23 protein-coding genes are annotated in these 24,923 nt (G+C 44.2%); 11 read left to right on the forward strand and 12 right to left on the reverse strand.

Annotated features, from left to right (window positions below):
• Nucleotides 1–376 precede the first annotated feature (376 nt).
• The 5 genes from QUA40_RS20025 to QUA40_RS20045 form a co-directional block, all read right to left on the reverse strand.
• Nucleotides 377–1,465 (reverse strand): Rho termination factor (modular protein), encoded by a 1,089-nt coding sequence (locus QUA40_RS20025; RefSeq protein WP_333128981.1) that lies wholly within the window; start codon nt 1,463–1,465, stop codon nt 377–379.
• 536 nt (nt 1,466–2,001) lie between these two features.
• Nucleotides 2,002–2,715 (reverse strand): ParB N-terminal domain-containing protein, encoded by a 714-nt coding sequence (locus QUA40_RS20030; RefSeq protein WP_333128983.1) that lies wholly within the window; start codon nt 2,713–2,715, stop codon nt 2,002–2,004.
• A complete protein-coding gene (locus QUA40_RS20035) occupies nt 2,715–4,217 on the reverse strand; it encodes an AAA family ATPase (protein WP_333128986.1) in 1,503 nt (500 codons plus the stop codon). Before QUA40_RS20035 ends, QUA40_RS20030 begins: the two co-directional genes overlap by 1 nt.
• Before the next feature lie 182 nt (nt 4,218–4,399).
• On the reverse strand, nt 4,400–5,452 hold the full coding sequence (locus QUA40_RS20040; protein ID WP_333128987.1) for a fatty acid desaturase: 1,053 nt from the start codon (nt 5,450–5,452) through the stop codon (nt 4,400–4,402).
• A gap of 257 nt (nt 5,453–5,709) precedes the next feature.
• Complete coding sequence (locus tag QUA40_RS20045) at nt 5,710–5,973, reverse strand: hypothetical protein (protein ID WP_333128989.1); 264 nt, start codon at nt 5,971–5,973, stop codon at nt 5,710–5,712.
• Between the two features lie 138 nt (nt 5,974–6,111).
• On the opposite strand from QUA40_RS20045, the gene thrC reads away from it, so the two are divergent.
• The 3 genes from thrC to purU all read left to right on the forward strand — a co-directional run bounded on the left by thrC (nt 6,112) and on the right by purU (nt 8,949).
• Nucleotides 6,112–7,236, forward strand: coding sequence for a threonine synthase (gene thrC, locus QUA40_RS20050; protein ID WP_445301172.1), 1,125 nt, complete (start codon nt 6,112–6,114; stop codon nt 7,234–7,236).
• A 120-nt stretch (nt 7,237–7,356) separates the two neighbouring features.
• A complete protein-coding gene (locus QUA40_RS20055; protein ID WP_333128993.1) occupies nt 7,357–7,977 on the forward strand; it encodes a Uma2 family endonuclease in 621 nt (206 codons plus the stop codon).
• Nucleotides 7,978–8,094: 117 nt separating this feature from the next.
• Nucleotides 8,095–8,949: a formyltetrahydrofolate deformylase gene (gene purU, locus QUA40_RS20060; RefSeq protein WP_333128995.1), complete on the forward strand. Its 855-nt coding sequence runs from the start codon at nt 8,095–8,097 to the stop codon at nt 8,947–8,949.
• A gap of 29 nt (nt 8,950–8,978) precedes the next feature.
• Here purU and QUA40_RS20065 read toward each other — a convergent pair whose 3' ends face one another.
• From QUA40_RS20065 to QUA40_RS20085, 5 genes are all read right to left on the reverse strand, one after another.
• Nucleotides 8,979–9,158: a hypothetical protein gene (locus tag QUA40_RS20065; protein WP_333128998.1), complete on the reverse strand. Its 180-nt coding sequence runs from the start codon at nt 9,156–9,158 to the stop codon at nt 8,979–8,981.
• 196 nt (nt 9,159–9,354) lie between these two features.
• Entirely contained in the window at nt 9,355–9,525 is a 171-nt protein-coding gene (locus QUA40_RS20070; protein ID WP_333129000.1) for a hypothetical protein, read from the reverse strand.
• 293 nt (nt 9,526–9,818) lie between these two features.
• Nucleotides 9,819–11,144 carry a DUF2254 domain-containing protein gene (locus QUA40_RS20075; RefSeq protein ID WP_333129003.1) on the reverse strand — a complete coding sequence of 442 codons (1,326 nt, stop codon included), beginning with the start codon at nt 11,142–11,144 and terminating at the stop codon, nt 9,819–9,821.
• A gap of 14 nt (nt 11,145–11,158) precedes the next feature.
• On the reverse strand, nt 11,159–12,145 hold the full coding sequence (locus tag QUA40_RS20080; RefSeq protein ID WP_333129005.1) for a mechanosensitive ion channel family protein: 987 nt from the start codon (nt 12,143–12,145) through the stop codon (nt 11,159–11,161).
• 314 nt (nt 12,146–12,459) lie between these two features.
• Nucleotides 12,460–13,092 carry a hypothetical protein gene (locus QUA40_RS20085; RefSeq protein ID WP_333129008.1) on the reverse strand — a complete coding sequence of 211 codons (633 nt, stop codon included), beginning with the start codon at nt 13,090–13,092 and terminating at the stop codon, nt 12,460–12,462.
• 136 nt (nt 13,093–13,228) lie between these two features.
• Here QUA40_RS20085 and QUA40_RS20090 point away from each other — a divergent pair, with 136 nt between their 5' ends.
• On the forward strand, nt 13,229–14,248 hold the full coding sequence (locus tag QUA40_RS20090; RefSeq protein WP_333129010.1) for a YihY/virulence factor BrkB family protein: 1,020 nt from the start codon (nt 13,229–13,231) through the stop codon (nt 14,246–14,248).
• Nucleotides 14,249–14,486: 238 nt separating this feature from the next.
• Complete coding sequence (locus QUA40_RS20095) at nt 14,487–15,149, forward strand: hypothetical protein (RefSeq protein ID WP_333129012.1); 663 nt, start codon at nt 14,487–14,489, stop codon at nt 15,147–15,149.
• A 147-nt stretch (nt 15,150–15,296) separates the two neighbouring features.
• On the opposite strand, the gene QUA40_RS20100 is transcribed toward QUA40_RS20095, so the two are convergent.
• Nucleotides 15,297–15,509: a hypothetical protein gene (locus QUA40_RS20100; RefSeq protein WP_333129014.1), complete on the reverse strand. Its 213-nt coding sequence runs from the start codon at nt 15,507–15,509 to the stop codon at nt 15,297–15,299.
• Between the two features lie 224 nt (nt 15,510–15,733).
• Here QUA40_RS20100 and QUA40_RS20105 point away from each other — a divergent pair, with 224 nt between their 5' ends.
• Entirely contained in the window at nt 15,734–15,910 is a 177-nt protein-coding gene (locus tag QUA40_RS20105) for a ribbon-helix-helix domain-containing protein (protein ID WP_190737742.1), read from the forward strand.
• Nucleotides 15,911–16,015: 105 nt separating this feature from the next.
• Here QUA40_RS20105 and clpB read toward each other — a convergent pair whose 3' ends face one another.
• The gene (gene clpB / locus QUA40_RS20110) at nt 16,016–18,631 is read right to left on the reverse strand and encodes an ATP-dependent chaperone ClpB (RefSeq protein ID WP_333129015.1); all 2,616 of its coding nucleotides are present in this window, start codon (nt 18,629–18,631) and stop codon (nt 16,016–16,018) included.
• Between the two features lie 304 nt (nt 18,632–18,935).
• Between clpB and QUA40_RS20115 the strand changes: the two genes are divergently transcribed.
• The 5 genes from QUA40_RS20115 (at nt 18,936) to QUA40_RS20130 (ending at nt 24,774) form a co-directional block, all read left to right on the forward strand.
• Nucleotides 18,936–19,070, forward strand: a complete 135-nt coding sequence (locus QUA40_RS20115) for a hypothetical protein (RefSeq protein WP_333129017.1) — start codon at nt 18,936–18,938, stop codon at nt 19,068–19,070.
• A 146-nt stretch (nt 19,071–19,216) separates the two neighbouring features.
• A complete protein-coding gene (locus QUA40_RS29075; RefSeq protein WP_445301173.1) occupies nt 19,217–19,585 on the forward strand; it encodes a helix-turn-helix domain-containing protein in 369 nt (122 codons plus the stop codon).
• A gap of 339 nt (nt 19,586–19,924) precedes the next feature.
• The gene (locus tag QUA40_RS29080; RefSeq protein ID WP_445301171.1) at nt 19,925–20,209 is read left to right on the forward strand and encodes a hypothetical protein; all 285 of its coding nucleotides are present in this window, start codon (nt 19,925–19,927) and stop codon (nt 20,207–20,209) included.
• Nucleotides 20,210–20,716: 507 nt separating this feature from the next.
• A complete protein-coding gene (locus tag QUA40_RS20125) occupies nt 20,717–23,089 on the forward strand; it encodes a PAS domain S-box protein (protein ID WP_333129019.1) in 2,373 nt (790 codons plus the stop codon).
• A complete protein-coding gene (locus QUA40_RS20130; RefSeq protein WP_333129022.1) occupies nt 23,089–24,774 on the forward strand; it encodes an EAL domain-containing protein in 1,686 nt (561 codons plus the stop codon). Before QUA40_RS20125 ends, QUA40_RS20130 begins: the two co-directional genes overlap by 1 nt.
• Nucleotides 24,775–24,923 lie beyond the last annotated feature (149 nt).

Raw genomic sequence — 24,923 nt, forward strand, 5'->3', positions numbered from 1 at the left:
CTCATAATTGTCTCGGATGATTCACTTTTACCCCCTCAATCCGCCTATGTGCCAGTTGGGGGTGCGGAATGTGGGTTACAATACAGGAAACAGGTTTTCATATCTCTGCCGAGGACTATTCTGAAAGCCCGATCGCGCTTTTTCCCGATCTCTATTCTCTTAATCTGCGTCAATCTGCGTCAATCCCTTGTCATCGGCAGCCCGATAAATTCTCTTTTTTTTACCGCAGATACAGGCCGATAAACACAGATTAACGCAGATGAATTAGATTGATTCCGGTTGCACCATCCGTGATTGTGGACTGTTGACTGGATTTTACTATTCCGATGGTATTGGAATTGAGGTAATTAGTCTTTAACTACTAGCAATTATCGTTTTATTGGCCGTCAGTTTGTCTGAGAGCCGCCAGAATTTCCGGTCGTTTCATGCGCGCGTAGCCCCGCACTTTCTTGTCTTTGCCGATCGCCTTCAACCGTCTCAGCGAAAGACTTTCGTAATCGTCCTCTGGGGACGGAAACGGCAACTCCAATTGCAACTGCGGTAGCTGAGGTTTCTGCTGTGCTTTCGACTGCTTCTTCGGCTGCGTTTTTGACTGCTTCTTCGGCTGTGCATCGGGCTGTCTTTCTGAGTGCGTCGCGGCGGCTCCCAATTGGCGGCGGAGCGTTTCAATTTGATTTTTCAGGTCATTTTCTACGTCTTCAATGGCGTCGGAAACAAACTGATTAATTGTTTGGACTGTGCGTTCTAATTTTGTTGACAGCAGTTTTTCCAGTTCATCCAACTGTCTCAAAGCAGCTTCAAGATTTACCTCAGAAATTACAGCCGATGTTGGCGGACAGTTGCTGCTCGATTGTTCAATTTTTTTAGCCATTTTATCTACCTTTTCATGAAATGCTTTTTCCACTTGTTCGAGCAAATGCTTAATCTGTTCTATTTGGTTACGCTCAAAGTTCTGATCAGTTAGAGCTTTTACGTGCTTTTTTAGCAGGTCTTCATTTTTTTTTATAGATTGTTCTATTTGTTTTGTGAGACTATCTACCTTTTTTTGAAATGATAGCTCAAATTGCTGCAGTAGAGTCTCAATTTGTGCTGTTTTCTGAGTCGGTTGCGGAGCTAAATGTTCCATTTCTGCTTGAGCAACAGCTACCTCCTGGTCGGTCATTTCAAATACCCACGCCCACATTTGCTCGATGCCGAGTTCTTTAGCAACAATACACCAATCCGAGCCGCAGACAACTTCATATTCTTCTTCGTTGCTGTAAGCTTCTGTAGGGCGTACAATTAAAGGAATCAAGTTGCTGCCTTGCTCGATCAGACTTCTCCTGAGAGCTTCGCGGCGTTCGCGAGGAATTTCGCCCCGATGAGGCTCTGGTACTGCAATTTGGGAAGTGTAAATCTGAGTGTGACTAATTGGCTTAATCCGCAAATATTCAACTATTCGGTTTTGATCGGACGATCGATCCATCTTGTTACAAGTCCCCTTTTGTCATGAAAATCTGATGTTTGGGTATTTATGTATGTTTGCACTTTACAGTCTGCGTTTTAAGGGATGCAGGACTAACCCAAGAACTGTAATTGTAGGGTGCGAGACAAACACCTTACCCAGTCTGCGATCGAACTCGGTTATCTGGGGAGATATCCCCTTGCTGCTGTAACTGTGCTGCTGGCTGTGTGGTGACAGCCAGATCGGCAAAAGTTACTGCAATTCTTAAAAAAAGCGACTGTGATGAGTTTAACTGGCTGTGGGACACCAATGATCCACTGCTTTACTCATCTTTACTTATTTTGGCGTCAGGGCGATCGGGCTGACGTTGCGAGTTGCGATCGCAATTGCGATTTATACGAAAGCCAGCTTTAATATCCCCTTTATTCTTTAGTCTCAAGCGAGAGGGACGAAAGTTTGTGTACGATCGGTTTCAACCGCCGAGTCATATCGGGTTTTTCAACGTTTGTCGCATGGGCTTTGATCGCCCCAAAAATGCAGTTGAGATGGCTGAAAGCTTATAAATATTTTTGCCACTTGTCAATAAGCTTAATCATTGTTTTCTCGCCTAACCCTTTACCTTTCATGCGTTCCAACACATTTTCAAAAGATGCAAACTGCTGCAAATCTCGCTCTTTAATGATTTGTTCTATTGTTTGAGCTTTTATGCCAGCATTTTTCAAATTTGTAGCCAATTTGAATTTATCTTGAGTGTTGAGTGCTTCCAACAGCGGAACAGGTTTGGGAATCCGACTTTCAACATCTTTAACCCTCTCTATCAGCGCCTGTTTTTCCCGCGTATAGTCGGCTTTCAATTCATTAATTCTGTTTTCCAATCGAGTTTCAATATTGGTCAGCCGCTGTTCAAAGCTGGAGGACTGTTGCGGAACCTCACTTACTTTTGGATTGTCAATGATTGCGGTTTTTCTGAGAATTTCAAGTTGTTCGAGGAGAAGTTCTTCATTTTCTTCTTCCAGGATAAATGCTCCGATTGTCTCGCCTTTGAGAGGTTCTATTTCCTTTGCTCTCGCCGCCGCATAGTATTCAAAGTCTCCGTCTACTATTTCGTAAGCATCCATACCGTTTCGGCGGACAATTATTGGGTTAATCAATCCTCCTGACTCTAAAATCAATCTCGCTAATTTCTCCAAATCAGCCTCGGAAAAATTTGAACGGGGTACTGCGGATGTAATTTTTTTAACTGCAACCAGTGACGGAGATAATTTTTTCATTAGTTTTTACCTATTTTTTCCAAAACTTCGAGGGCTAGCATTTCAAATTCTTGGGATGCGATGCAATCAGGCTTAAAGTCTAGCACTGAAATGGGATCGGCGATTTCCATATTTCCCACGATTTGAAATTGTTCTGCACACTTTGCTAAATCGTCTCTCTCGTAAATTACGCTGTCCATGATTTCAAAGCCGTAGCGTTTGGGAATTGCCTCCCTCCGCTTGGGCAAACTGTACTGTAGAAATTTAACATTAGTTGAGATTTTGCAAGCAAGTACACCTAAAACTTCTAGTGGTTTCTTGCCAATTTGTTTTTTGAATCCATTAACTTTTTTAAGAAAATCCTTAACATTAATCAGTCCTTGATTGGCAAAAGGTTTTAAGTCAGAAGGAATAATTAAATAATCGGCCGCAATTAGGGCAACTCTAGCATAAAAATTCAAAGATGGCGGTGTATCGATCAGTACAATATCATATTTATCCTGTACTTCTGCTAGCTTTTGAATTAAAATCATGCGGCTGTAATCTAGTTGATTGAGTTCCGTTTCATATTGCATTAAATCAATGTGGGAAGGAATCACATCTATTTCGGGATGGCAAAAATTAGACTTGCGAGCTACTTCTTCGATCGAGAAAAAGTCTTCTGATTGCAAAACTTGAAGAATATTATTATCTTTCAAATCATCTTGTTCTTCATCCTCAAATTTTACTAAACCAGTCGCAAAAGTTGTATTAGCCTGACTATCTAAGTCGATCACCAAAACTCTGTTACCTTTCTTACTCAGCGCTGCTGCTAAATTGACTACAGTTGTAGTTTTGCCAACGCCACCTTTATTATGGTAAACTGCAATGATTTTCATAGTATTTTGGCTTTTTTTGATAACGGTTACATCGGATTTAACTTGAGGCTTAACTGGAGAATTTTCAGGTATTTGTTCCGGTTCAGAGATTTGACTTGGCTCCGGTTCTTCGGTGGCGGGATTGTTGGGCTGTACTGGGACTTGGCTAACTAACTCAGGACTAACCAAATTAATTTTACTATCTTCCAGTTCGAGTTTATCGGAATTTTTGATAGGTTTTAAACTATTTCTGCCAATTAAAGCGATTATTTCATCAATTCTATTTTCAAGGTCTTGTCCAGCACACTTAAAGACTAGCTGAATATCATCGGTAATTCTTGCATAAATTCTAATTTCTTTACCGTTAGTTATGAGGCCGTAGCGGATGCTCAAACTTGTTAAATAGCGATGGAGTTTTCGCAGGTGGCGGTCTAAATTTTCCTTGGGATGTTTAGCCTCCATAACTACACTCATCGGTGAGTCTGCATCGACAACTATGGGGATAACTTGGGTGGCAAATGAGAGAAAGTCTAGACGAATATTCCCAAATGCTATTTCTTGGTGCCAAGTGTCGGGCGTATAGCCTAGTTTTGGTAGCAGATAGCTGACAATGAGTTTGCTTTCTACTTCGCTTTCGTTGCGACAGTTATTGGGATTGAAAGTCATTCGATTTTAGATTTTAGATTTTAGATTTTAGATTGGGAATGACTGATTTAATAATGGTACGGATTGTGAGATTGACAGTAGGGTACGCATTTCTCCCCTTACAAAGGCTACGGATTGTAATATCGAAAAACCCGGTTCTTTCTGAGAAACCGGGTTTTTCTGGCATTTATCGCGTTTAAAACTTACTTTGTTTTAGCGTTAAATTCCTGCAATGTTTGATAGCCGCCAGCGGGATTGTACAAGTGACAGTTGTCGGCAATCCGCTTCATTAAAGACCAAGAAAATTCTGTTTCGTAGAGATGATCTTGCCAATTTTCCTTTAAGCTGCTGTGGGCGAGGCGCAAATTGTACCAGGGAATAGCAGTTGAAAGGTGGTGGGGAACGTGGACGTTAATGTCGTGGCACAGAAACTCTACCCAGCGGGGATAATCGCAGTGAACTGTTCCCGATAGTTGCTCTTGGGCTTCGTTCCATTCTTCGGGTTCTTTAAATGAAATGTCTGGTGCTGTGTGGTGGACGATCGTAAAAGTGCTCATCCAGAAATGGTAAACCAGCCAGGGCATCAACCAAAATTTGACAAATCCCCAAATGCCTGTGGTTGCAATTAAAATCGGGAATCCGATCGCAGCACCGATTAAAACTACTAACACAGAAAACCGGACTTGTTCTTGTTTCTGTTTGCCCTTGAAGCGCCACCACATAAAGTGTACTTTGGCCCAGTGGGCGATCGAGCCGATCCACCACATCCGACCGAATATTAAACTATAAGCGATTTGTAAAGGCTTGGACGCGCCAGCGTAGTCTTCTGCTGTCATCGGCTGCCAAGCATTATCTTCGCCAATTTTGTTGGTGTGCTTGTGGTGGTAATTGTGTCCATGCCGCCATGCGTGAAACGGAAAAATTAACGGCAGAAATGCGAGATGTCCGACTAAATCGTTTACCCAGCGGCGGTTAGCAAATGACCGATGGCCGCAGTCGTGGCCGATCACAAAAAAACCGGTTAATCCGGTGCCTGTGAAAATCCACATCAGGGGTAGTAGAAACCAAGGAGAGACTGCTATGCCCCAGTAACCGACAGCAACTAGCAAAACGTTGACGATTACTTTTGTCCAAGCTTTGCGGGGGTTTTTGACAAATACTTCCCGCGGCAGGGTTTTGAGAATATCTTTGAGGCGCAGGTTGGAAGGGTCACTTGCGGATGTCAAATTTAGTGGTTTTTCGATCGATGCTGTCATAAACTGATTTCGATTCTCCGTATGCCATGAGCATGGCTTAACAAATTAGCGCCATAAAAAAGCGCAGTAAAATGTCAGCTCGTTGCCAGCTTGTGGCAGACGAGTTGAGCAGTAGGCAAGCGCGTTTTAGCAAATGCTAGCGATCGCTATCCGCAGTTAGGAATTTCTAGCACTTTTGGCAAAAAATACTGCGGGTAGCAAAACCTTTGTTTTTATAACACAGGGGCAGCACAGTTAGCATTAGCGACTGTTGTGTGCTAATTGCTGTTGCTACCAGAAATGGGGTCGAGAGTGGGCAAGCCAGCGATCGAGCGTTGCTGTTTGAGGCTTTGCACTTCCAGCAGCAAGGATTCGATTTCTGCTTGCAAGTGCAGGAACTTAACTTGCTGATCGGCTTGGTAGGGGCACTTTACCAAATCTACTTTGCGGGCAAAACTGGTCGATAGGGTAGAAGAACTAGCCATTTCGGGATTGCTCGCGGTGACTTGAGGCCGGGAAAGAGTGGATGAATTATTTGACATTAGTAATTGAGTAGACATATCTACACATTCACACCATTAAGTTACTTTAACCTGAACCGATCGTATTAAACATCAAATTAACCGATCGAGCTAAAATTAGTGTAAATTCCTTAGCCATTGCCTAAAACCATTGACATCGTGACCCTGATTCTACCTGCTACTGACTCTACTGCTAACTCTGCTGCCCGCGCCGCCTCGCCCAAGCGCTACGGCTGGCCCGGCTTGATCGAAGCTTATCGCCCCTACCTGCCGGTGACGGAAACCACACCGGTAGTGACCCTCCAAGAAGGCAATACTCCCCTGATTCCAGCACCTGCGATCGCCTCTCTCATCGGTCGAGACGTGCGCGTCCTGGTGAAATACGACGGCCTCAACCCCACTGGTAGTTTCAAAGACCGGGGGATGACAATGGCGATTTCCAAGGCGAAGGAAGCTGGTGCCGAGGCTGTAATTTGCGCCAGTACGGGCAATACTTCGGCCTCCGCCGCCGCCTACGCCAGACGCGGGGGAATGCGAGCTTTCGTGTTGATTCCCGAAGGTTACGTGGCTTTGGGCAAGCTGGCGCAAGCTTTGCTTTACGGTGCGGAAGTAATTTCGATTGGGGGAAATTTCGATCGAGCCCTAGAAATTGTCCGCGAAATGGCTGTCAATTATCCGGTGACATTGGTCAACTCGGTCAATCCTTACCGCTTGGAAGGTCAGAAAACCGGAGCTTTTGAAGTGGTGGACGCTTTAGGCGATGCCCCCGACTGGCTGTGCATTCCCGTGGGAAATGCGGGAAACATCACAGCATACTGGATGGGTTTTTGTCAATACCACCAAGCCAAAAAATGTTCGCGCTTGCCGCAGATGATGGGATTTCAAGCGGCCGGGGCTGCACCGTTGGTAACGGGCCAACCAGTGGCGAACCCAGAAACCTTGGCGACGGCGATTCGGATCGGCAACCCCGCTAGCTGGAAACAGGCGATCGCAGCTTCCGAAGCCAGCCGCGGCAGTTTTGCCGCTGTCACCGACGCCGAAATTCTCGACGCTTACCGCTTGTTAGCATCCGAGGAAGGGATTTTCTGCGAACCGGCGAGTGCAGCTTCTGTGGCCGGTTTGCTGAAGGTAAAAGACCAAGTTCCGACTGGGGCGACGGTGGTTTGCGTGTTGACTGGTAACGGTTTGAAAGACCCGGATACGGCAATTAATCACAGCAACAATCAATTTAAAAGTGGCATTGCTCCGACTTTGGATGCGGTAGCTGGGGCGATGGGATTTTAAAAGAAGGAAGAGGGAACAGGGAAATATGAAAACTCTTTGTCATCTTCTCTCTCTTCTCTTCCTCTGCGTCCTCTGCGGTTCGTTAAAAAAATTCTTAATTCATCACCAGGAGCAAACAGAATGGTTCAATCACCTGCCAAACTTCTAAGTGTTGATGAATTTATTGCCAACTTTGGCGACAGCGATCGTTACGAACTAATCGATGGTGAATTAACCGAAATGAAACCAACGGGGTCGCACGAACAAGTATCCGCCTTCCTCGGGCGAAAACTCAATGTAGAAATCGATCATCTGGATCTACCCTACTTTATTCCCCCTCGCTGTCTCATCAAACTATTAGGAACAGCAACAGCGTTTCGCCCCGACGTACTTGTAGTAGATCGAACTCAACTAATTAATGAACCTTTGTGGCAACAAGAACCTGTAATTACATCGGGAAACTCAATTAAACTAATCGCTGAAGTCGTCAGCACCAATTGGCAGAACGACTACGCCCGCAAAGTTGAAGATTACGCACTGCTGGGAGTGCCTGAGTATTGGATTGTGGATTATCTGGGCATTGGTGGCAGAGAATATATTGGCAAACCCAAACAGCCGACAATTACGATTTGTATGCTGCGAGAAGATGAGTATCAAAAACAGTTGTTTCAAAAGGGCGATCCACTGATTTCTTCACTCTTCCCAGACTTGCAGTTAACCGCACAACAAATCTTCGGAGCAAGCAGTATTTTAAATTCCTGATTACCAAACGGCGGTAGTTCGAGTAACAAACAGTACGCTGCGTACCGTACACCCTACAGAATAACTTTAAAGAGCTTGTATGGTGCGGAGCGTCAATAAAACTTTAGCGAGTATAAAATGACCAAGCCTACTGCAACCCTGTTAATTTCCTGTCCCGATCGCAAAGGACTCGTCGCCTTACTTGCCAATTTTATCGCCTCCCACAACGGCAATATCATCCACGCGGATCACCATACAGATTTTACCGCTGGATTATTTCTGAGCAGGCTAGAATGGCAATTAGATGATTTTGACTTAACCACCGAACAAATAACACCTGCTTTTAGTGAAATAGCCAAGGACTTACAAGCTAACTGGCAATTGCATTTCTCCCATAAAATTCGGCGACTCGCGATTTTTGTAAGCCGTCAAGATCATTGTTTATTAGACTTGATTTGGCGACAGCGAGCGCAAGAAATTAGAGGTGAAATTCCGCTGATTCTCAGCAACCATCAAAATTTAAAGCCTCTTGCCGCACAATACGGTATCGACTTTGAGTATATTCCCATTACTAAAGACAATAAAGCTATTCAAGAAGCACAACAGTTAGAAATTATTAAAAAATATAAGATTGATTTAGTAGTTTTGGCTAAATATATGCAAATCTTGAGTCAAGACTTTATCATAAAATTTCCCAATGTAATTAATATTCACCATTCATTTTTACCCGCGTTTGTGGGTGCCAATCCCTACGAAAGAGCTTATGAAAGAGGGGTAAAAATTATCGGTGCAACAGCCCACTATGTTACACCAGATTTAGATGCTGGCCCGATTATCGAACAAGATGTTGTGCGCGTGAGTCACCGCGATGAAGTGTCGGATTTGGTTCGCAAAGGTAAAGATTTAGAAAGGGTTGTTTTAGCCAGGGCGGTGCGATATCATTTACAAAATCGTGTTTTAGTTTACGGAAATCGGACTGTGGTTTTTGCTTGAAAATTAGGCGTCATATCAATCCTGGTTTGTTACTCCTTCGATCGCTCGGCGAGTGATATCAATTCCGGTGGCACGAGCGAGATAATTGTTGGCGGTTGACTAAAATTATGCTTTCGGGACAACTGACTGTTTGGACATTTGAACAATACCGATGCCACCGGAAACGATAGGACTTGTTCCAAAGCCCGATCGCGCTTTTGGAGTACCATAAGCTGTTCTGCATTTAAATTGTCTGTTAAAAAATACTCAAACTTTTGTGGGGTGGGCGTCCCGCCCGCCTCTAATATGCAATTTAAATGCGCGATAGCTTAACTAATTTAGCTTTAAGTTCCTCCAATACTTCGGACAGTTTTAGATCTAGTCGAGTGTCTGAAACCCTGACTGGCTATATGCTGGACTATTTATTCAAGGTTTAAGTGCAACGCTAAGTTTCCTAAAATGCCTTAAAAATGGCAGGGCTTCCTCCGTAAGGCTTACAGGGCCGTTAAAAAACTGTCCGAAGTATTGTTCCTCAACTGTTTGCAGTTGTTCAACTTCATGCTGGCTGGCAATTCCAGCTTCGCCACTTTCCGACACATTGCGAGAAAACTTTTAGGATTTCTCTGTTTGTGATTCCAAATTGGCAATATTTTGCTGAGTTAATTTAGCATAATTTAAAAAAGGGAATTGCTCCGAGTTGGGATGCAGTAGCTGGGGCAACGGGGTTTTAGAAGGGAAGGAAGAGGGAAGAGGGAAGAAGTTATGCTCACTTCGATTCTCATTTTGTCCTTTTTTTCTGTTTTTTTTTTCTTGATTTATACGATCGCTTGTTGGGTTAAACTTCGGTGTCCAAAAGGTGTTTGAATGCGAGCGATAGATCGGACATAATATTACTCTGGCTTTAAAACTTTGGCGGCTGCTTCGTAGCGCTGGATAATAGAAGCGCGATCGCATTCCTCGGTGATTTTTGCCAAACTGCCGCGCTCAATCATAGCGGCATGACGCAAAAGTACGGCACGGTCTTTATTGTAGCGGGTATAGGGAGCAATTCTAGCGATCGCTTCCAACAACCGAATTGTTACTGCCACGTCTGTATACCCGTAATGTCGAATCTGGTTAAAGGCACTATTAACTAACCCTTCAAAAGTCGCTACTTCAACGATGACGCGCAAATTATCTTCGTCGTCGTAGCGGTAGGGCGAGGGAAAATCCCGTTGCGCTATGCGAGACAATCCAGCACTCAATCTGTCAATACACCGAATTGCAGTAAAGGGATCGTTTATCCCAGGAGAAAGCGCGCGCAAGGCAATTTCAAGTAATTGATAGATGGGAAACTCTGCATCCTGATACTCTGTTCGTTCCTTGCCGACAATAAACGCATCATTAATCAGTTGAGTAAGTTCCCCATCGACCCTTTCTCCCGGCAAAACCAGCGCTAAATCGCTGCCTTTAATTATAAACTTTCCCGGTCGAGTTTTCAGAAGTACAAGTATATTGTACTTCTGGGTTATTTTCATTAATTCATCATCATCTATTGCTTGCACATAACCATCTGCCGTGGCTTTAAGTGGCCTGCCTTCTTCTTCAAAATTTGCTGGGATTTCCTCGACTTGCCACGGTTTTTGGGCTGCACTCTGCCCGATTTTTTCGGGGAACAGCCTATCTATTGTTTTGTCTAAATCCCCGCTAACTTGAGTAATAACGTGGGAGGCTTGAATGATAGTGGATGCGTGATGGATAAAGTAAATTAGCACGCCCATACTGGCAATTGCCAGCACCGTACCGACTGTAACCGAGAGTTGCGGCACAAAAAAACTATATCCATCTCCTTCACCATGAATAGTCCGCAGTACGAGCAAACAGTAAATAAACGTGCCAATGAAAGTGCCGAGCACGATTTGGTTGCCGGTATCCTGCATAAAATTTCGCAGCAATCGGGGGCCAAAATTTGAACTCGCCAACTGCAGCGCCACAATAGTAATGGAAAAAGCTGTAGCCACAACGCTAACCATTGAACCAGCAACCGATGAAAGCAGCGCTCGCGCTCCATCTGTTCCACCGATGTAAATCCACCACCAGTTAGGTGTACCGCCTGTACGATCGATTGTTAGCATTGCCCATGCCAAAATAATTGAGCTCGCTGCCATCAACGTCGGGATAAACCAGTAGCTAGAGTGCAGCGAATCCCAAAGTTTTCTCAACTTGATATTTTTCATGAATTGTGACGCGGTTAAGATTGTCCGTTGTCGTCAAGTTGCGATCGCCCTTGGGCAAGTTTTCCCACAGATCCGCCAATAGTGCGAGGTTTCGGAACTTTACTTTTGCCCGCGGGCCATCCTTCGCGCTGCAGGGAGCGATCGCCATCGGTTTCTTCGGTTTGGTCGTGAAACAAAATTTGTTGCGTGGGATAAGGCAAATCGATGCCGTTTTCCACAAGCTTTTTTTTAATAGCACAAATTACCTTATCGCGCGATCGCATATCGTCCATTCGGCGCGGCGGAGTAATCCACCACCGAACGCGGATATTGACGGTACTTTCTGCTAGCTCAACCACCAGCACATCGGGTGCAGGATCTTTCAACACCTCATTTACGCTGTACAATGCTTCCAGCATTAACTGCTTGGCGCGGTCAATATCGTCGCCGTAACCAATACCAACATCGTATTCCGTGCGGCGTTTATCGAAAGCAGTATTCACTGTCACCGCATTCGTAAACAATTCGGCATTTGGAATGACAATCCGGCGACCATCATAGGTTCGGATTGTTGTAGCGCGGGTCTCAATATTTTCTACTGTTCCCTCAAAGTTTTTAAACACAATCTGGTCATCGATTCGGAACGGTTCCGTCAACAGAATTAGGAGACCGGCTAAGAAGTTTTGCAAGATATCGCGAAAGGCAAAACCAATCGCCACCCCGCTAATTCCCAGCAATTGAATCAAATCCCCAGCTTTAAATGTGGGAATTATAATCGAAAGAGCAATAAACAGACCAACTAGAACGATCGTACCCTGCGCCAACCGTCCTAACACCAGCCCCAAATTTCTTGCTTGGTGGTGGTGGCGGGTAAGCTGCCTGACCGTTCTCTTCACTGCCCTGCCAAAAAAGACAAAGATGGCAAAGACAATTAGCGCCAGCACCATATTGGGCAACAGGATAATCAAGCCGTCGATCATGCTCTGAATCTTTGCCCAGACTGCGGATATCTCTGCTTTCATGAAGTTTCCTCGCGTATCAGTCGTTCTCCATAGTAGTAAAATTTAGCTCAATTAAGTTCTCTCTAAAGGCTGTAGATTGGTACGACGCGAGGAAGATTTGTTGGTCGTTTTTAAAATTTTGAGTGCAGATTATAGGGTGGGATATAGTACATTTACATCGATTAGTAAACCATCTGTGGATACGGAATCATAAAGAAGCTGATAAATTAATGCCACTTAATTGCAGGAAAACAAAAACAAAAACAACGCATCGGTGACTAAATCCCATCTGCTAAGGGGACTCGCCATACCGACAATTCCTGAATTATTAATTCCTAATTACCAAATGGCGGTAGATTTAGTAACTGATTTTTAGAAGGTGGAAGTTGGGCGTTATTTTTGCCTGGGGCAGAAGTTTGACGAATTTCCAGAGCAGTTTCGCCAGGATTTGCAGTGCGAGTAGGTACTATTTCTAAAGAATATACTGTCTCCGTTTTTGCAGGGGCAGGATTTTGGGCTTTCGTGAGCAAGTCAACAGCATCTCCGAGGGCGCTAGTTAAATTTTTGCTAGTCTCAGCGTGACGGGCTTCTTCTTGTTTGAGGGCTTGAGTAAGTTGTTTAACTTGTTCGATCGCCCGATCGCGCTCTTGGAGAACTTCTGCTAACTTAGCTTTAAGTTCGCCTACTGTTTCCAGTTGTGCGACTTCCTGCTGGCGAGCAACTCCAGCATCGTCGCCTTCGGGCATAATGGGAGAAAAATTTTGTAATTGCTCTATTTGTGCTTCCAGAGAAGCGATGCTTTGCTGAGTTAATTTCGCATCATTCCGCCGCTGCTCGGCTTCGGTATTGTAGAGTTGGCGCCACTGAGCGGCACTTTCACCGGCCTCATCGCGATCGCGCGAAACTTCTGTTAACTGCTGTTGCAGCCGCTTGATTTCATCTAACCACTGTCTGACATCCTGAGCCATAATATTGATTTTAGATTTTAGATTTTAGATTTTAGATTTTAGATTGGGGAATTGGGAATTGGCAATTGCGAGTTGATAATGGCTTAATTAATTAACGACTTGTATACCTCATCTTTCGCCCCGTTGCCTGTGCGCTATGAACATTTATTACTGGTTGCGCTACCTGATTTTAGCTTTGTTTAAGGCGCTTTTAAGGCTGCTTCGAGTTCTCAAACGGAAATTTGGTGGTTTTTGGCTGTTTTGTCGGTGTTTGACTTGGGGCACGCTCAAGGAAGTCGGCGCTAAGGCGGGAGAACAGCGCTTGCCGGGGCTATCTGCTGAAATGGCCTACAATTCTATGCTGGCGCTGTTTCCGGGGCTGTTGGCTATCTTATCTGCGATCGGTCTGTTTGAACCTTTGCAGTCAACACTGTATCAAATCGCCCGTCTTTTGGGCGAAGTTATACCCGATGACGTGCGGAATTTGATTGGTGGCTTAATCAAAGAAATTCTGTTGACTCGGAGTAAAGGGCTGTTTTCGGTGAGCTTTCTTGGGGCAATTTGGGCATTTTCTGGAGTAATGAGCGCGGCGATGGCTGCACTCGATCGCATCCATGAAATCCCGATCGATCGAACTAGACCATTTTGGAAAGCCAAACTTATTTCTCTGGCGCTGAGTGTCGGCACAATTATACTATTGATTTTGGCATCGGGAGTAGTATTTGTCAGCGACTTAATTGTACAAGCTATTGCCCGCCAGAGTTGCCTGCTGGAGTCCGTCGCCAATTGCGATTTAAAAGATGTCCAAAATTGCTTGATCCTCGCCGGCAATTGCCCTTTAGAGTCGCACTTGTTAGGTGTTTGGCGGCTGTGGCGGTGGCCGATTTCTTTGGGAATTGTATCACTTGCCTTTGCCTTTGTTTACCGCTACGGGCCTAGCCGCCGTCAACCAGATGTTCCTATTTTGTCGGGAGCTGTTTTTGCTGCTATTTTGTGGGCGCTCTTTTCAGCTTTATTTCGGTTTTATGTTTTGCACTTGGGCAATTACACTTGGACTTACGGCACGATCGGAACTTTTATTGTGTTGCTGCTGTGGCTCGATATTTCTTCTTTGGTGATGCTGATCGGCGCTCAGTTGAATGTGACAGTGGGAAAAGCAATGAAAAAATCAAAATAATTTGTTAATTTTGAATTGTTAATTGTTATGTGTTATTTACCGGATGCTGGCTTACCTACGGAGTAAAGTGCTAAGGATACCCGAAATAAAAGATAGCAAAATCAGTATCCAAATAACAGCACCGGGAATGAATGTCAAGAGACCAACGCCTCTGAGAATCCAAACTAGCAAAGTGATGCCCAGGATAGTCCAAAAGATGCGGGTAGATAGTCGCATTTGAAATCTAGGAGAATTACTCATGTTGAATGTTAAAGTTTTGTCTGGATCAATGATAGCTGCTTTGTTGGCGATCGGCAGTTACCTCACCTTAATTTCCGAGCCCGGTTCCACTATTGCGCCAGGGGGTGCGAATAAGTTGGGGGAAACGGCAAAAACTGCTCAAAAAACACCTTCTGCAAGTTTAACAATTTCCGATCGCGGAATGGGAGCGGCGAAGGTGGGGATGACTTTCGGAGGATTGAAAAAGGCTCTGGGTTCCACGGCGCAGTTTAAGGTAGAGTCTCCTTTTATGGTAGACTTTGATGCTGTGGCGATTAGTCGATCGGGAAAAGTGCAATATCGGATTGAGTACGCTGCTGGTACGAAGCTAAAAGATACGGATGTCATTGAACTTTTGACCACTGACAATTCTAGTTATAAAACAGTTCAGGGCGTCGGGCCGGGAATGACTTTGAAACAAGCTGAGGCCATTTACGGCAAGGCTACTTTATCTTATAACGTGGATAATGAGATGAGAGAAGGGGTTGTATTTGCTAAGCAACCCACTAGAAACATTATGTTTGTTCCCAAGGCTGAAGGCAAACAATTTGGGGGAGTTTATGGCGCTGGTCAAGGGGGATTTTATCAGACTAACAAGTATCACCAGAATGCTGTAATTAAGTCTGTGATGGTGCGGAAGTAAGTTAGTTAAGAAAGATAACTCGGAAATCACGTCTACACAAATAAAGTCCACTCCTAGCGGAATCAAGAAATCAAGGACGATCGCACTTATCAAAAAAAGTGCGATCGCCCAAATTGAAGCAACTCAAAACAGCCGGAAAATTACAGTTTATAACCCGCTGGCGAGGGAATTGGTAGAGCGGCCCAACGCCGATAAACGGTGACTGTCCCCGCTTAAATCGAACACAACCTCAAACTTAACGTGAGGTATAGTTTGTCGCAAAAACTGAAAATGCCCGTCTGCATCTGAACGACTGCGGAAGCGAGCGACAATCATCAATGGATGAGAAGGTAACAAACGGGCGATCGCCCAACAGTGCAAGGTTGTTTATATGTCATCATAGAATTCGTCTCCATTGAATGTTGGAGCCAGAGCCAGCCCGGAACCTTGGACAGTAAGGGGCTGGCTTTTGACTGTTTACAGGTGGTATTATAACACATGATGACGTACAATAATATAAATTGACTTAAAACGGAATATTTTTATCGGTCTTAACTCAAAACAGCGTAAGATGGACTGTGTTGAGATGTTTTGCAGTGCAACGAATGGCTTCACGGGGACGAGTTACCGCATACTTACCAGAGGAGATTCAAAAAGCTTTGGAAGAATGGGCAGAAGAAGAAAGCAGATCCGTTAGCAGTTTGACAACTTACCTGCTGACTAAATCTGTTCGAGAGCGCCAAGAGCAAAAAAAAGATAAATCAGAAAGCGATCGCCCTTAAGAACGATCGCCCCCATCCCATCCGCGTCCATCCGCCTACATCTGCGGTCAAAAAAAGAACTATCGCCTCAAAAAATAAGGTGGGCCGCAGCCCACCCTACTCCTATTATTTAGCAGTCACCAACTGAGCAGGCAGCCGCTTAAACGCCAACCTTTCATTCTCGATATCCACAAAAATCGTATCGCCGTCAGCAAAATCTCCCCGCAAAATACCCTTCGCCATTTGCGTTTCCAACTCCCGCTGAATTCCCCGCTTGAGAGGCCGCGCACCGTAAACCGGATCGTAACCAATTTCTGCTAAAAAGTCGATCGCAGATTCCGACAACTTCAGAGACATTTTGCGATCGGCTAACCGTTTTTCCAAGCGCTTAACTTGCAACAGCACAATCTGCCGCAGTTCGGCCTTACTCAAACCGTGGAAGATAATCATCTCATCAATCCGGTTCAAGAATTCCGGGCGGAAAGTTCCCCGCATCGCTTCCATCACCCGACTCCGCATTTGTTCATTATCTCCCGCCACATCTAAAATGTATTGAGAGCCGACATTCGATGTCATAATAATCACAGAATTCTTAAAGTCAACTGTGTGACCTTGAGCATCGGTAACGCGACCGTCATCCAGAATTTGCAGCATGATATTGAAAACATCCGGGTGCGCTTTCTCGATTTCATCGAATAGAATCACCGAGTAAGGACGGCGGCGCACAGCCTCAGTTAATTGTCCGCCTTCATCGTAGCCCACATATCCCGGAGGCGCACCAATTAACCGCGAAACCGCGTGTTTTTCCATGTATTCCGACATATCAATTCGCACGATCGCCTCTTCGGTGTCGAACAGATAAGAAGCTAATGCTTTGGCTAATTCCGTTTTGCCAACACCCGTGGGGCCGAGGAAGATAAAACTCGCAACCGGACGATTTGGATCGGCTAAACCTGCGCGCGATCGCTGAATTGCATCTGCAACCGCCGTCACCGCTTCATCCTGTCCAATTACGCGCTTGTGCAGTTCATCTTCCAATTGCAAAAGTTTCTGCATTTCTGATTCAACCAACTTGCTGATCGGGATTCCCGTCCACTTAGAAATAATCTCGGCAATGTCAGATTCCGTGACTTCTTCCCGCAGCAGAGTTTTACCTGTGGTTTGAGTTGCTGTTAGTTGAGCTTCTGCTTCTTGCAATTGTTTTTGCAATTCCGTTAACTTGCTATATTTCAACTCAGCAGCGCGGTTCAGGTCATATTTTAATTCAGCTTGTTGAATTTCAATATTCACCTTATCCATCTGTTCTTTAATCTTTTGAATGCTGCCGATGACACCTTTTTCGGATTGCCATTGGGCGTTCAAACCGCTTTGCTGTTCTTTGAGATTGCTTAAGTCTTTTTCCAGTCTTTCCAAGCGTTCTATCGAAGCTGCGTTACTTTCTTTTTGCAGCGACAGTCTTTCCATTTCTAGCTGCAAAATCCTGCGGTCGATTTCGTCGAGTTCTTCGGGTTTGGAGGTGATCTCCATTTTGAGTTTAGCTGCGGCTTCGTCCACTAAATCAATGGCTTTGTCTGGAAGGAAGCGATCGCTAATATACCGAGTAGACAAAGTAGCCGCCGCCACTAGCGCGCTGTCGGAAATTTTTACCCCGTGGTGAACTTCGTAGCGTTCCTTCAAACCGCGCAGAATTGAGATAGTATCTTCAACGGTTGGTTGGTCAACATAAACTTGTTGAAAGCGGCGTTCTAGTGCTGCATCTTTTTCAAGATACTTGCGGTATTCATCGAGAGTTGTCGCACCGATACAGCGCAATTCTCCCCTCGCTAACATGGGTTTCAACAAGTTGCCGGCATCCATTGAGCCTTGAGTTGCCCCGGCCCCGACAACGGTGTGAATTTCATCAATAAATAAGATGACTTTGCCGTTGCTGTCCATAACTTCTTTGAGCACGGCTTTCAAGCGTTCTTCAAATTCTCCCCGAAATTTTGCCCCGGCAATTAATGCGCCCATATCTAAGCTAATTAATTGTCTGTCTTTGAGAGATTGTGGCACATCTCCGGTGATAATTCGCTGGGCGAGTCCTTCGGCGATCGCAGTTTTGCCTACTCCCGGTTCCCCAATCAGTACGGGGTTGTTCTTGGTGCGACGGCTCAATATTTGAATCGTGCGGCGAATTTCGTCATCCCGTCCGATTACCGGATCGAGTTTGCCTTGACGCGCGGCTTCTGTCAAATCTCGGCCGTATTTTTCCAGCGCTTCGTATTTGCCTTCTGGATTTTGGTCTGTCACTTTGTTGTTCCCCCGGACTTGGGTAATTATTTCTTTGAGTTTGGCTTCATCTAGTTTAAATTCTTGCAGTAGATTTTTGCCGAAGCGATCGTCCTTAACGTAACCTAGTATCAAATGCTCGATCGAAATAAATTCATCGCCGTACTCTTTGCGATAAGTTTCGGCGCGATCGAGCAAAGTGTCGAGAGAACGACCGAGATAAACGTTGCCCCCGCTTCCAGTGATTTTCGGCTGGCGGCTGATAAACTCATCAGTGCGATCGCGCAATTTTGCTACAGAAACTCCCGCTTTGTTAAATAAGCTGCTAGCGAGTCCCGATTCTTGTTCCAGCAAAGCTTTCATCAAATGTTCGCTTTCTAGCTGCTGCTGCTGACCTGCTTTGACGATTTCGGGGGTGCGGGCGAGGGCTTCCCAGGCTTTTTCGGTAAATTGGTTTGGATTATTCGGTTGCATAAATTTTAATTCCCTGCATTAAAAATGATGACTGCTGTAGAGGCAATTGCTCGATCGCCCGTACAATTGTCATTGTAGGGAGTTGCGGAGGGCGATCGGATCGGTGTTCCCGTATGTAGAGATAGGTATTTCCGCCCTGTGTTTCAGCATAGGTTTGATCGTTGGGACTTTAGTCCTCTAAAAACTTGGAGGACTTCCGTCCTCAAACATCGAAAAGATGCTGACATTTAAACGCCTGGAGGAAATATTGATGATTCCGTTACATCCTGAGCTTATTACCAAAAATGGCAAAAAGTAATTTGCCGTGATTCCTTATGAAGAGTTTGCAACACTGCAACAATTAATTGCTGACCTACAAGATTTGATTGATTTGATTGCGGTAAAAGAGGAAGATGCAAATCAGCCTTCTATGCCTTTAAGAACAGTTAAAAAATGTTAGGATTACTCAATAAGTATGTCGGTAAAAAAAACAAAAATATGTTAAAATAAATAAAGGTATAGCTCTAGTGAGGTAATTAATATATGGGCGCTTGATTAAGAGTATTTCTGACTCAATATCAAGACAAAACCCTATTTAATCTGAGAATTGCGAAGGTCTTACAAAAAGTCAAAAATCGAGCAGAAGTAATCAGGTTAAATGCACAGGGCTGGTATGTTGAGAAAATAGCTACTCACTTTAACTGGGCTTCACAAACAGTGAGAGCAGTCTTACATAAATTGGAAGAATTTGGTATAGAAAGCCTTTGGGAAAAACCAGGTAGAGGGGTAAAGCAAGCGTGGAAAGAAGAGGATATAGAGTTTTTGGAAGAATGCTTAAAAAAAGAACCACGTACATATAATAGTTTTCAATTAGCTGATAAATTAGAAAAAGAGCGCTCCATTAAATTAAGTCCCGACCGACTAAGACGGGTACTAAAAAAAAGGGGATCATTTGGAAAAGAGCTATTTTCATAGTCATAAAGGAAAACAAGACCCCAAAGAGCGAGAAATAAAGCAATCAGACTTAGATATGCTGGAATTACCAGCAGAGCCGGAGAAATTGACTTAAAATATTTAGATGAATCAGGATCCTGTGCGTGGAGTAAACCGAGTTATACCTCTTATAAAAAAGCTCAGCAAAAACGGATACAACACACTAAAAATCGAGGTCGTAGATTAAGTATTGTGGGGCTTTTTTAACCTTTAACTAGCTTTATATATGGTTTGTAATTGGAGGTGTTGAGCGAAAAGCTTATATTCAGATGATGGAGAAAGAGGCAGAAGAAGTGGCCCAAATGAAACGGATTATAATTATTGTACAAGACAACGATCCAATACACCCATGTCAGGAGGTTAAACAGTTGTGGTCAAAGTTGGAAGGTCAGGGGTTTATATATCTTTTTATTGCCCAAATATTGTGACGAAATAAACCCAATTGAATTAGAGTGGCAACACATTAAAGAAGATGAATTAGCCGGAAAAATGTTTGACGATGAATTAGAACTCGCCTACGCCGTAATGGATGGAGTAGAAGCTAGAGGAAAAAGAGGAGCCTACCGTACACAACGTATTAAATTTAAATCCCGTCACCCTACTTAATATTTTGTTACATACTTATGGATTTTCCCGCCGACCTACTTACTAAAATGGTTGACACCATAATTGCTGTGGCTCTTCACTTAATTAATCCTCAACATCTCAAAAATTGGTTTACTAATGGCTGCTACTGTACCTCATAACATCCGGAAATGCTGTATTTCAATTTTCCCGATTCCCTCTTCCTCGGTGCGTGAATCTAGGCAAACAAATATAATAAATTTACAATCCCAGTTCTTGTGCAAGCCGAGGATTGCGGAACTTCTTTTTGTACTACTACACATACTTACAGTAAAAGTACCGATTTGCAGGCATTATTCACCTGATTGTCAATTTCTGAACTGTCGCCAGGAAGCCTGAGCGAGTCGCAATTCCTGAATACTTTAAACTAGCTTTAAACTATCGCATATTGCTCGGATGAGTATCGCAGCTAACTGTAATATTTCACTTAAAAAGTTTATGCTTAAAAGATAGGCTGGGATTAAATATACAGTGCATCCCAGAGTCACCATGTCACATTGCAACCAATCCCTCTGTCCTTCCGGCAATCCCGCAGAAATGTGCGACACTGCTGCCAGTTGGCAGCAAAAAGCCGATCGACTAACGGTAGAATTAAACAGCACCCAGGAGCGGCTTCACGCAGAAATCGATCGGCTCAAACAAGCCAACGAAACCCTTCACGCCGCCCTCAGTTGTGCCCCAATTTTCCTGTGGGCAACAGACAGAGAAGGCAAGTTAACCCTTGCAGCAGGGAAAGGAGTAGAAAATTTGGGACTCAAACCCGGTGCAACTGTCGGGCTATCGATTTTTGAAGTTTACAGCAGCCAGCCAAATATCTTACAAAATATTGCCGAGGTATTAGCAGGAAACGATCGCACTTGGAATATCCGAGAGAGGCATTTTATTCACGAAATTCGATCGGCAGCCCTGCGAGATCGAAACGGCGAAGTTGTCGGCGCAGTCGGTGTTTCTACTGAAATTAGCGAGCGCGAGCACTCCATCGCAACTCTGGAAACGGCAAATCAAGAATTAGAAGACAAACTTCAGCAGCAAACGGCATTCTTCAAGGCAGCACTTGCCGAAAGCGAAAAAAAGTACCGCAACCTCGTAGAAACCTCCCAAGAATTGATTTGGTCGATCGATATTGAAGGCCTCTTGACTTTTGTCAATTACGCCGCCAAACGCATCTACGGTTACGAACCGCCAGAAATGATCGGACGCCGCTTCACCGATTTTTTAGTTCCTGAGCAAGAAAGTAGACTAAGAGAAATATTTGCCCAACTTTTAGCGAGAACCAAAATTCAGCCACAAACCGCTAATTCTCCTTACGAAACATTACACATTCGTAAAGACGGTACTCCCGTCCACCTGCGCGTCAATAGCATCGTCAACCAAGCTGAAAACGGCACTATATTAGGCTTGTGTGGAACGGCGACAGATATTAGCGATCACAAGCGATCGGAAGAAGCACTCCAAGAAGCTACAGACCAACTTCGCGCCGTTTTGGATGCCGTACCCGGACTGATTTCTTGGATCAGTTCAGATTTGCGGTATATTGGAGTCAACCAGCACTTAGCAACCTCATTCAACCTGTCTCCTGAAAGCTTTGTCGGTCAAGAAATCAACTTTCTCGACAAAGGCTCGACTTTCGGAGAACTGATCCGAATTTTTTTTGACAGTTCATCTCAGCAAACCTGCCAAGAAATAGAAATAGAAATTAACGGTTTTGTCCGCAACTATTTGATAGTAGCTCAGAAATATCATCAGGGAACCGCAGCAGTTTCTGTAGGAATAGACATTACCGACCGCAAGCACGCCGAAGCTCAAAAAACCCAATTAATCGCTTCTTTGCAAGAGTCAGAACGCAAATTCCGCAGCCTTTACGAAGCCACCAGCGACGCAGTAATGCTGCTTTGCGAACAATCTTTTTTTGACTGCAACCACGCCACCTTAAAAATATTTGGCTGTAGCAACAAAAAAGAATTTTACGGCAAGCATCCGAGCGAATTTTCCCCGCCATTTCAGCCTAACGGACAAGATTCAGTCAGTCTAGCTTCACAGAGAATGAACACTGCTATGCAAACAGGTAGCTGTCGCTTTGACTGGGTACACAAACGACTCGACGGTTCAGAATTTCCCGCTGAAGTGCTGTTAAATGCAATGGAAATTAACGGACGAAAAGTAATTCAAGCAGTAGTGCGGGATATTACAGATCGCAAGCGCGACGAAGATGGCATCAAAGCATCCCTCGCAGAAAAAGAAGTCCTTCTCCAAGAAATTCACCACCGCGTCAAAAACAACCTCCAAGTTATTTCTAGCCTGCTGAAACTTCAGTCTCGCTACATTCAAGACACCCGCGTTAGTGAAATGTTAAAAGAAAGTCAAAACCGAGTCAGATCAATGGCTCTCGTGCACGAACAATTATATCACTCCAAAGACTGGTCAAACATTGACTTTGCTGAATACATCCAAAATCTCGCTCACAATTTATTCCAAGCTTATGAAAATCATGCAGAAGGCGTCAAGTTGCAAACAAATATTGCGCCGTGTTCTCTCAATATTGATACGGCAGTTCCTTGCGGGTTAATTATCAACGAGCTTGTGACAAATGCCCTCAAATATGCCTTTAAAGGACAAGTTAAAGGTAAAATTAACATAGATTTCACTTTAGATAATAACAGAGTTTGTGTGCTAACCGTGAGCGACAGCGGAATTGGTTTCCCTCAAGACTTAGATTATCGCCAAGCCCGAACTTTGGGTTTGCGACTGGTCGGGTCTTTAGTCAAGCAAATCCGGGGGGGAATAGAACTGTTAGAAACTGCTGGCACGACTTTTAGAATAACCTTTTGTCAACCCAAGTTGCACTCTGAGGAGAAAAATTAGTGTCAAACAAAAAAATTCTGATAGTTGAAGACGAGAGCATCATTGCGGAAGATATTTCCGACAGTTTGATATCTCTAGGATATAGAATAACTGGGATGGTTTATTCGGGAGAAGAAGCGATTGAATCGGCAGCCACATTGCGCCCGGATTTAGTTTTAATGGATGTTAATCTGCAAGGAGAAATCGACGGCATTACAGCAGCCGAAGAAATTCGCTTGCGCTTTCAAATTCCGGTAGTTTATCTAACAGCTTATGCCGATGAAACTACTTTGCGACGAGTCAATAGTACAAAACCGTTCGGCTATATTGTCAAGCCATTTGAAGAAAAAAACTTGCACACAACTATTCAACTGGCACTCTACCGACATCAGTATGACAGCTTGACCAACCTGCCGAATCGTTCATTTTTGCGAGAAAAGTTAACTAGAGTATTAGAGGGTCAAAAAGAATTCTCAGGAGTCGTTCCAGTTGTCACGCTTAGCTTAGATAAAATCAACCGTATTAACAGTACCTGGGGACACGATATCGGCGACTCGGTGCTTTGCAGCATCGCCCAGCGGCTAACTAACTGCATGGAAAACATTACTATTGTTGCTCGTTTGGAAGCAGCAGAATTCGCACTAATTCTTAAACCAGTTGCAGAAAAACAGGATGTGGCTAAGATTGCTCAAAACATTTTAGATATTGTATCCCAAGGTATTATTGTCAAAGATTGCGAAGTCTCTGTCACTGCTAGTATGGGGATCTGCTTGTATCCTGGGGACGGCATCGACGGAGATGAAATGCTGAAAAATGCTTATATAGCAATGTATCAATCTCAGCAGAAAGGCGGGAATAATTATCATTTTTATAGCGAAAAAAATGCTAATTTTTTTATCAATACACTTCTTCAAGAAAGTTCCTTGCGCCATGCTTTAAAAAGCTCAGAGTTTGAAATCTACTATCAGCCGCAAATAGAAATTAAAACAGGTAAAATTATTGGTGCTGAAGCTTTGGTGCGCTGGAATCATCCAGAACGGGGGCGAGTTTCCCCCGGAGAATTTATTCCAATGGCTGAAGAAATGGGCTTGATTGCACCGTTGGGTGAATGGGTATTAGAGACTGCTTGCAGGCAAACTAAAACATGGCAAAGAGCAGGTTTGCCGCTTTTGCGAGTGGCAGTTAACGTGTCAGCCCGTCAATTCGAGCGCAAAAATTTTACGGAAAGAGTCAGGGAGATATTAACAGAAACCGATCTCGATCCCAAGTGTTTGGAATTAGAACTGACGGAAAGTCTGGTTTTGCAAGACGAAATTGCAGCAGCTAAAGCTTTTACGGTGTGGAAAGATCAGGGGATTAGGATAGCAATTGATGATTTTGGAACGGGATATTCTTCTTTGAGTTATCCAAAACGCTTTCCGTTTGATGCGATCAAAATTGACAGGAGTTTTATTCGCGATATTGCAGACGATCACCAAAATGCAGCGATAACAATAGCGATTATTCAAATGGCACACTGCATGAACATGACGGTGGTGGCTGAGGGTGTAGAAAATAAGCAGGAACTTGATTTTTTGTGCGAGCACGAATGTGACGAAATTCAAGGCTATATTTTCAGTCAGGCTTTGCCAAGGGCTGAGTTTGAAGCGCTGCTGAAAAGCGATAAGTGCTGGGATTTAGATCAATTCCGGTTGCAATCCTCATGACTGTGGACTGTTGACTGTTGACAACTGACAACTGACAACTGACAACTGCCCACTGACAACTGACTAATTTAAAACCCACATTCCGCACCCCCAACTGGCACATAGGCGGATTGAGGGGGTAAAAGTGAATCATCCGAGACAATTATGAG

The sequence above is a fragment of the Microcoleus sp. Pol11C3 genome (assembly GCF_036701485.1).
In the GTDB taxonomy this organism is placed as follows: Bacteria; Cyanobacteriota; Cyanobacteriia; order Cyanobacteriales; family Microcoleaceae; genus Microcoleus.

Bases quoted from the DNA above. Each gene is read 5' to 3' on its own strand.
- QUA40_RS20025 (WP_333128981.1), bottom strand. From the start codon at position 1,465: ATGGATCGATCGTCCGATCAAAACCGAATAGTTGAATATTTGCGGATT.
- QUA40_RS20030 (WP_333128983.1), bottom strand. From the start codon at position 2,715: ATGAAAAAATTATCTCCGTCACTGGTTGCAGTTAAAAAAATTACATCC.
- QUA40_RS20035 (WP_333128986.1), bottom strand. From the start codon at position 4,217: ATGACTTTCAATCCCAATAACTGTCGCAACGAAAGCGAAGTAGAAAGC.
- QUA40_RS20040 (WP_333128987.1), bottom strand. From the start codon at position 5,452: ATGACAGCATCGATCGAAAAACCACTAAATTTGACATCCGCAAGTGAC.
- QUA40_RS20045 (WP_333128989.1), bottom strand. From the start codon at position 5,973: ATGTCAAATAATTCATCCACTCTTTCCCGGCCTCAAGTCACCGCGAGC.
- QUA40_RS20055 (WP_333128993.1), top strand. From the start codon at position 7,357: ATGGTTCAATCACCTGCCAAACTTCTAAGTGTTGATGAATTTATTGCC.
- purU (WP_333128995.1), top strand. From the start codon at position 8,095: ATGACCAAGCCTACTGCAACCCTGTTAATTTCCTGTCCCGATCGCAAA.
- QUA40_RS20065 (WP_333128998.1), bottom strand. From the start codon at position 9,158: ATGGTACTCCAAAAGCGCGATCGGGCTTTGGAACAAGTCCTATCGTTT.
- QUA40_RS20075 (WP_333129003.1), bottom strand. From the start codon at position 11,144: ATGAAAAATATCAAGTTGAGAAAACTTTGGGATTCGCTGCACTCTAGC.
- QUA40_RS20080 (WP_333129005.1), bottom strand. From the start codon at position 12,145: ATGAAAGCAGAGATATCCGCAGTCTGGGCAAAGATTCAGAGCATGATC.
- QUA40_RS20085 (WP_333129008.1), bottom strand. From the start codon at position 13,092: ATGGCTCAGGATGTCAGACAGTGGTTAGATGAAATCAAGCGGCTGCAA.
- QUA40_RS20090 (WP_333129010.1), top strand. From the start codon at position 13,229: ATGAACATTTATTACTGGTTGCGCTACCTGATTTTAGCTTTGTTTAAG.
- QUA40_RS20095 (WP_333129012.1), top strand. From the start codon at position 14,487: ATGTTGAATGTTAAAGTTTTGTCTGGATCAATGATAGCTGCTTTGTTG.
- QUA40_RS20105 (WP_190737742.1), top strand. From the start codon at position 15,734: ATGGCTTCACGGGGACGAGTTACCGCATACTTACCAGAGGAGATTCAA.
- clpB (WP_333129015.1), bottom strand. From the start codon at position 18,631: ATGCAACCGAATAATCCAAACCAATTTACCGAAAAAGCCTGGGAAGCC.
- QUA40_RS20125 (WP_333129019.1), top strand. From the start codon at position 20,717: ATGTCACATTGCAACCAATCCCTCTGTCCTTCCGGCAATCCCGCAGAA.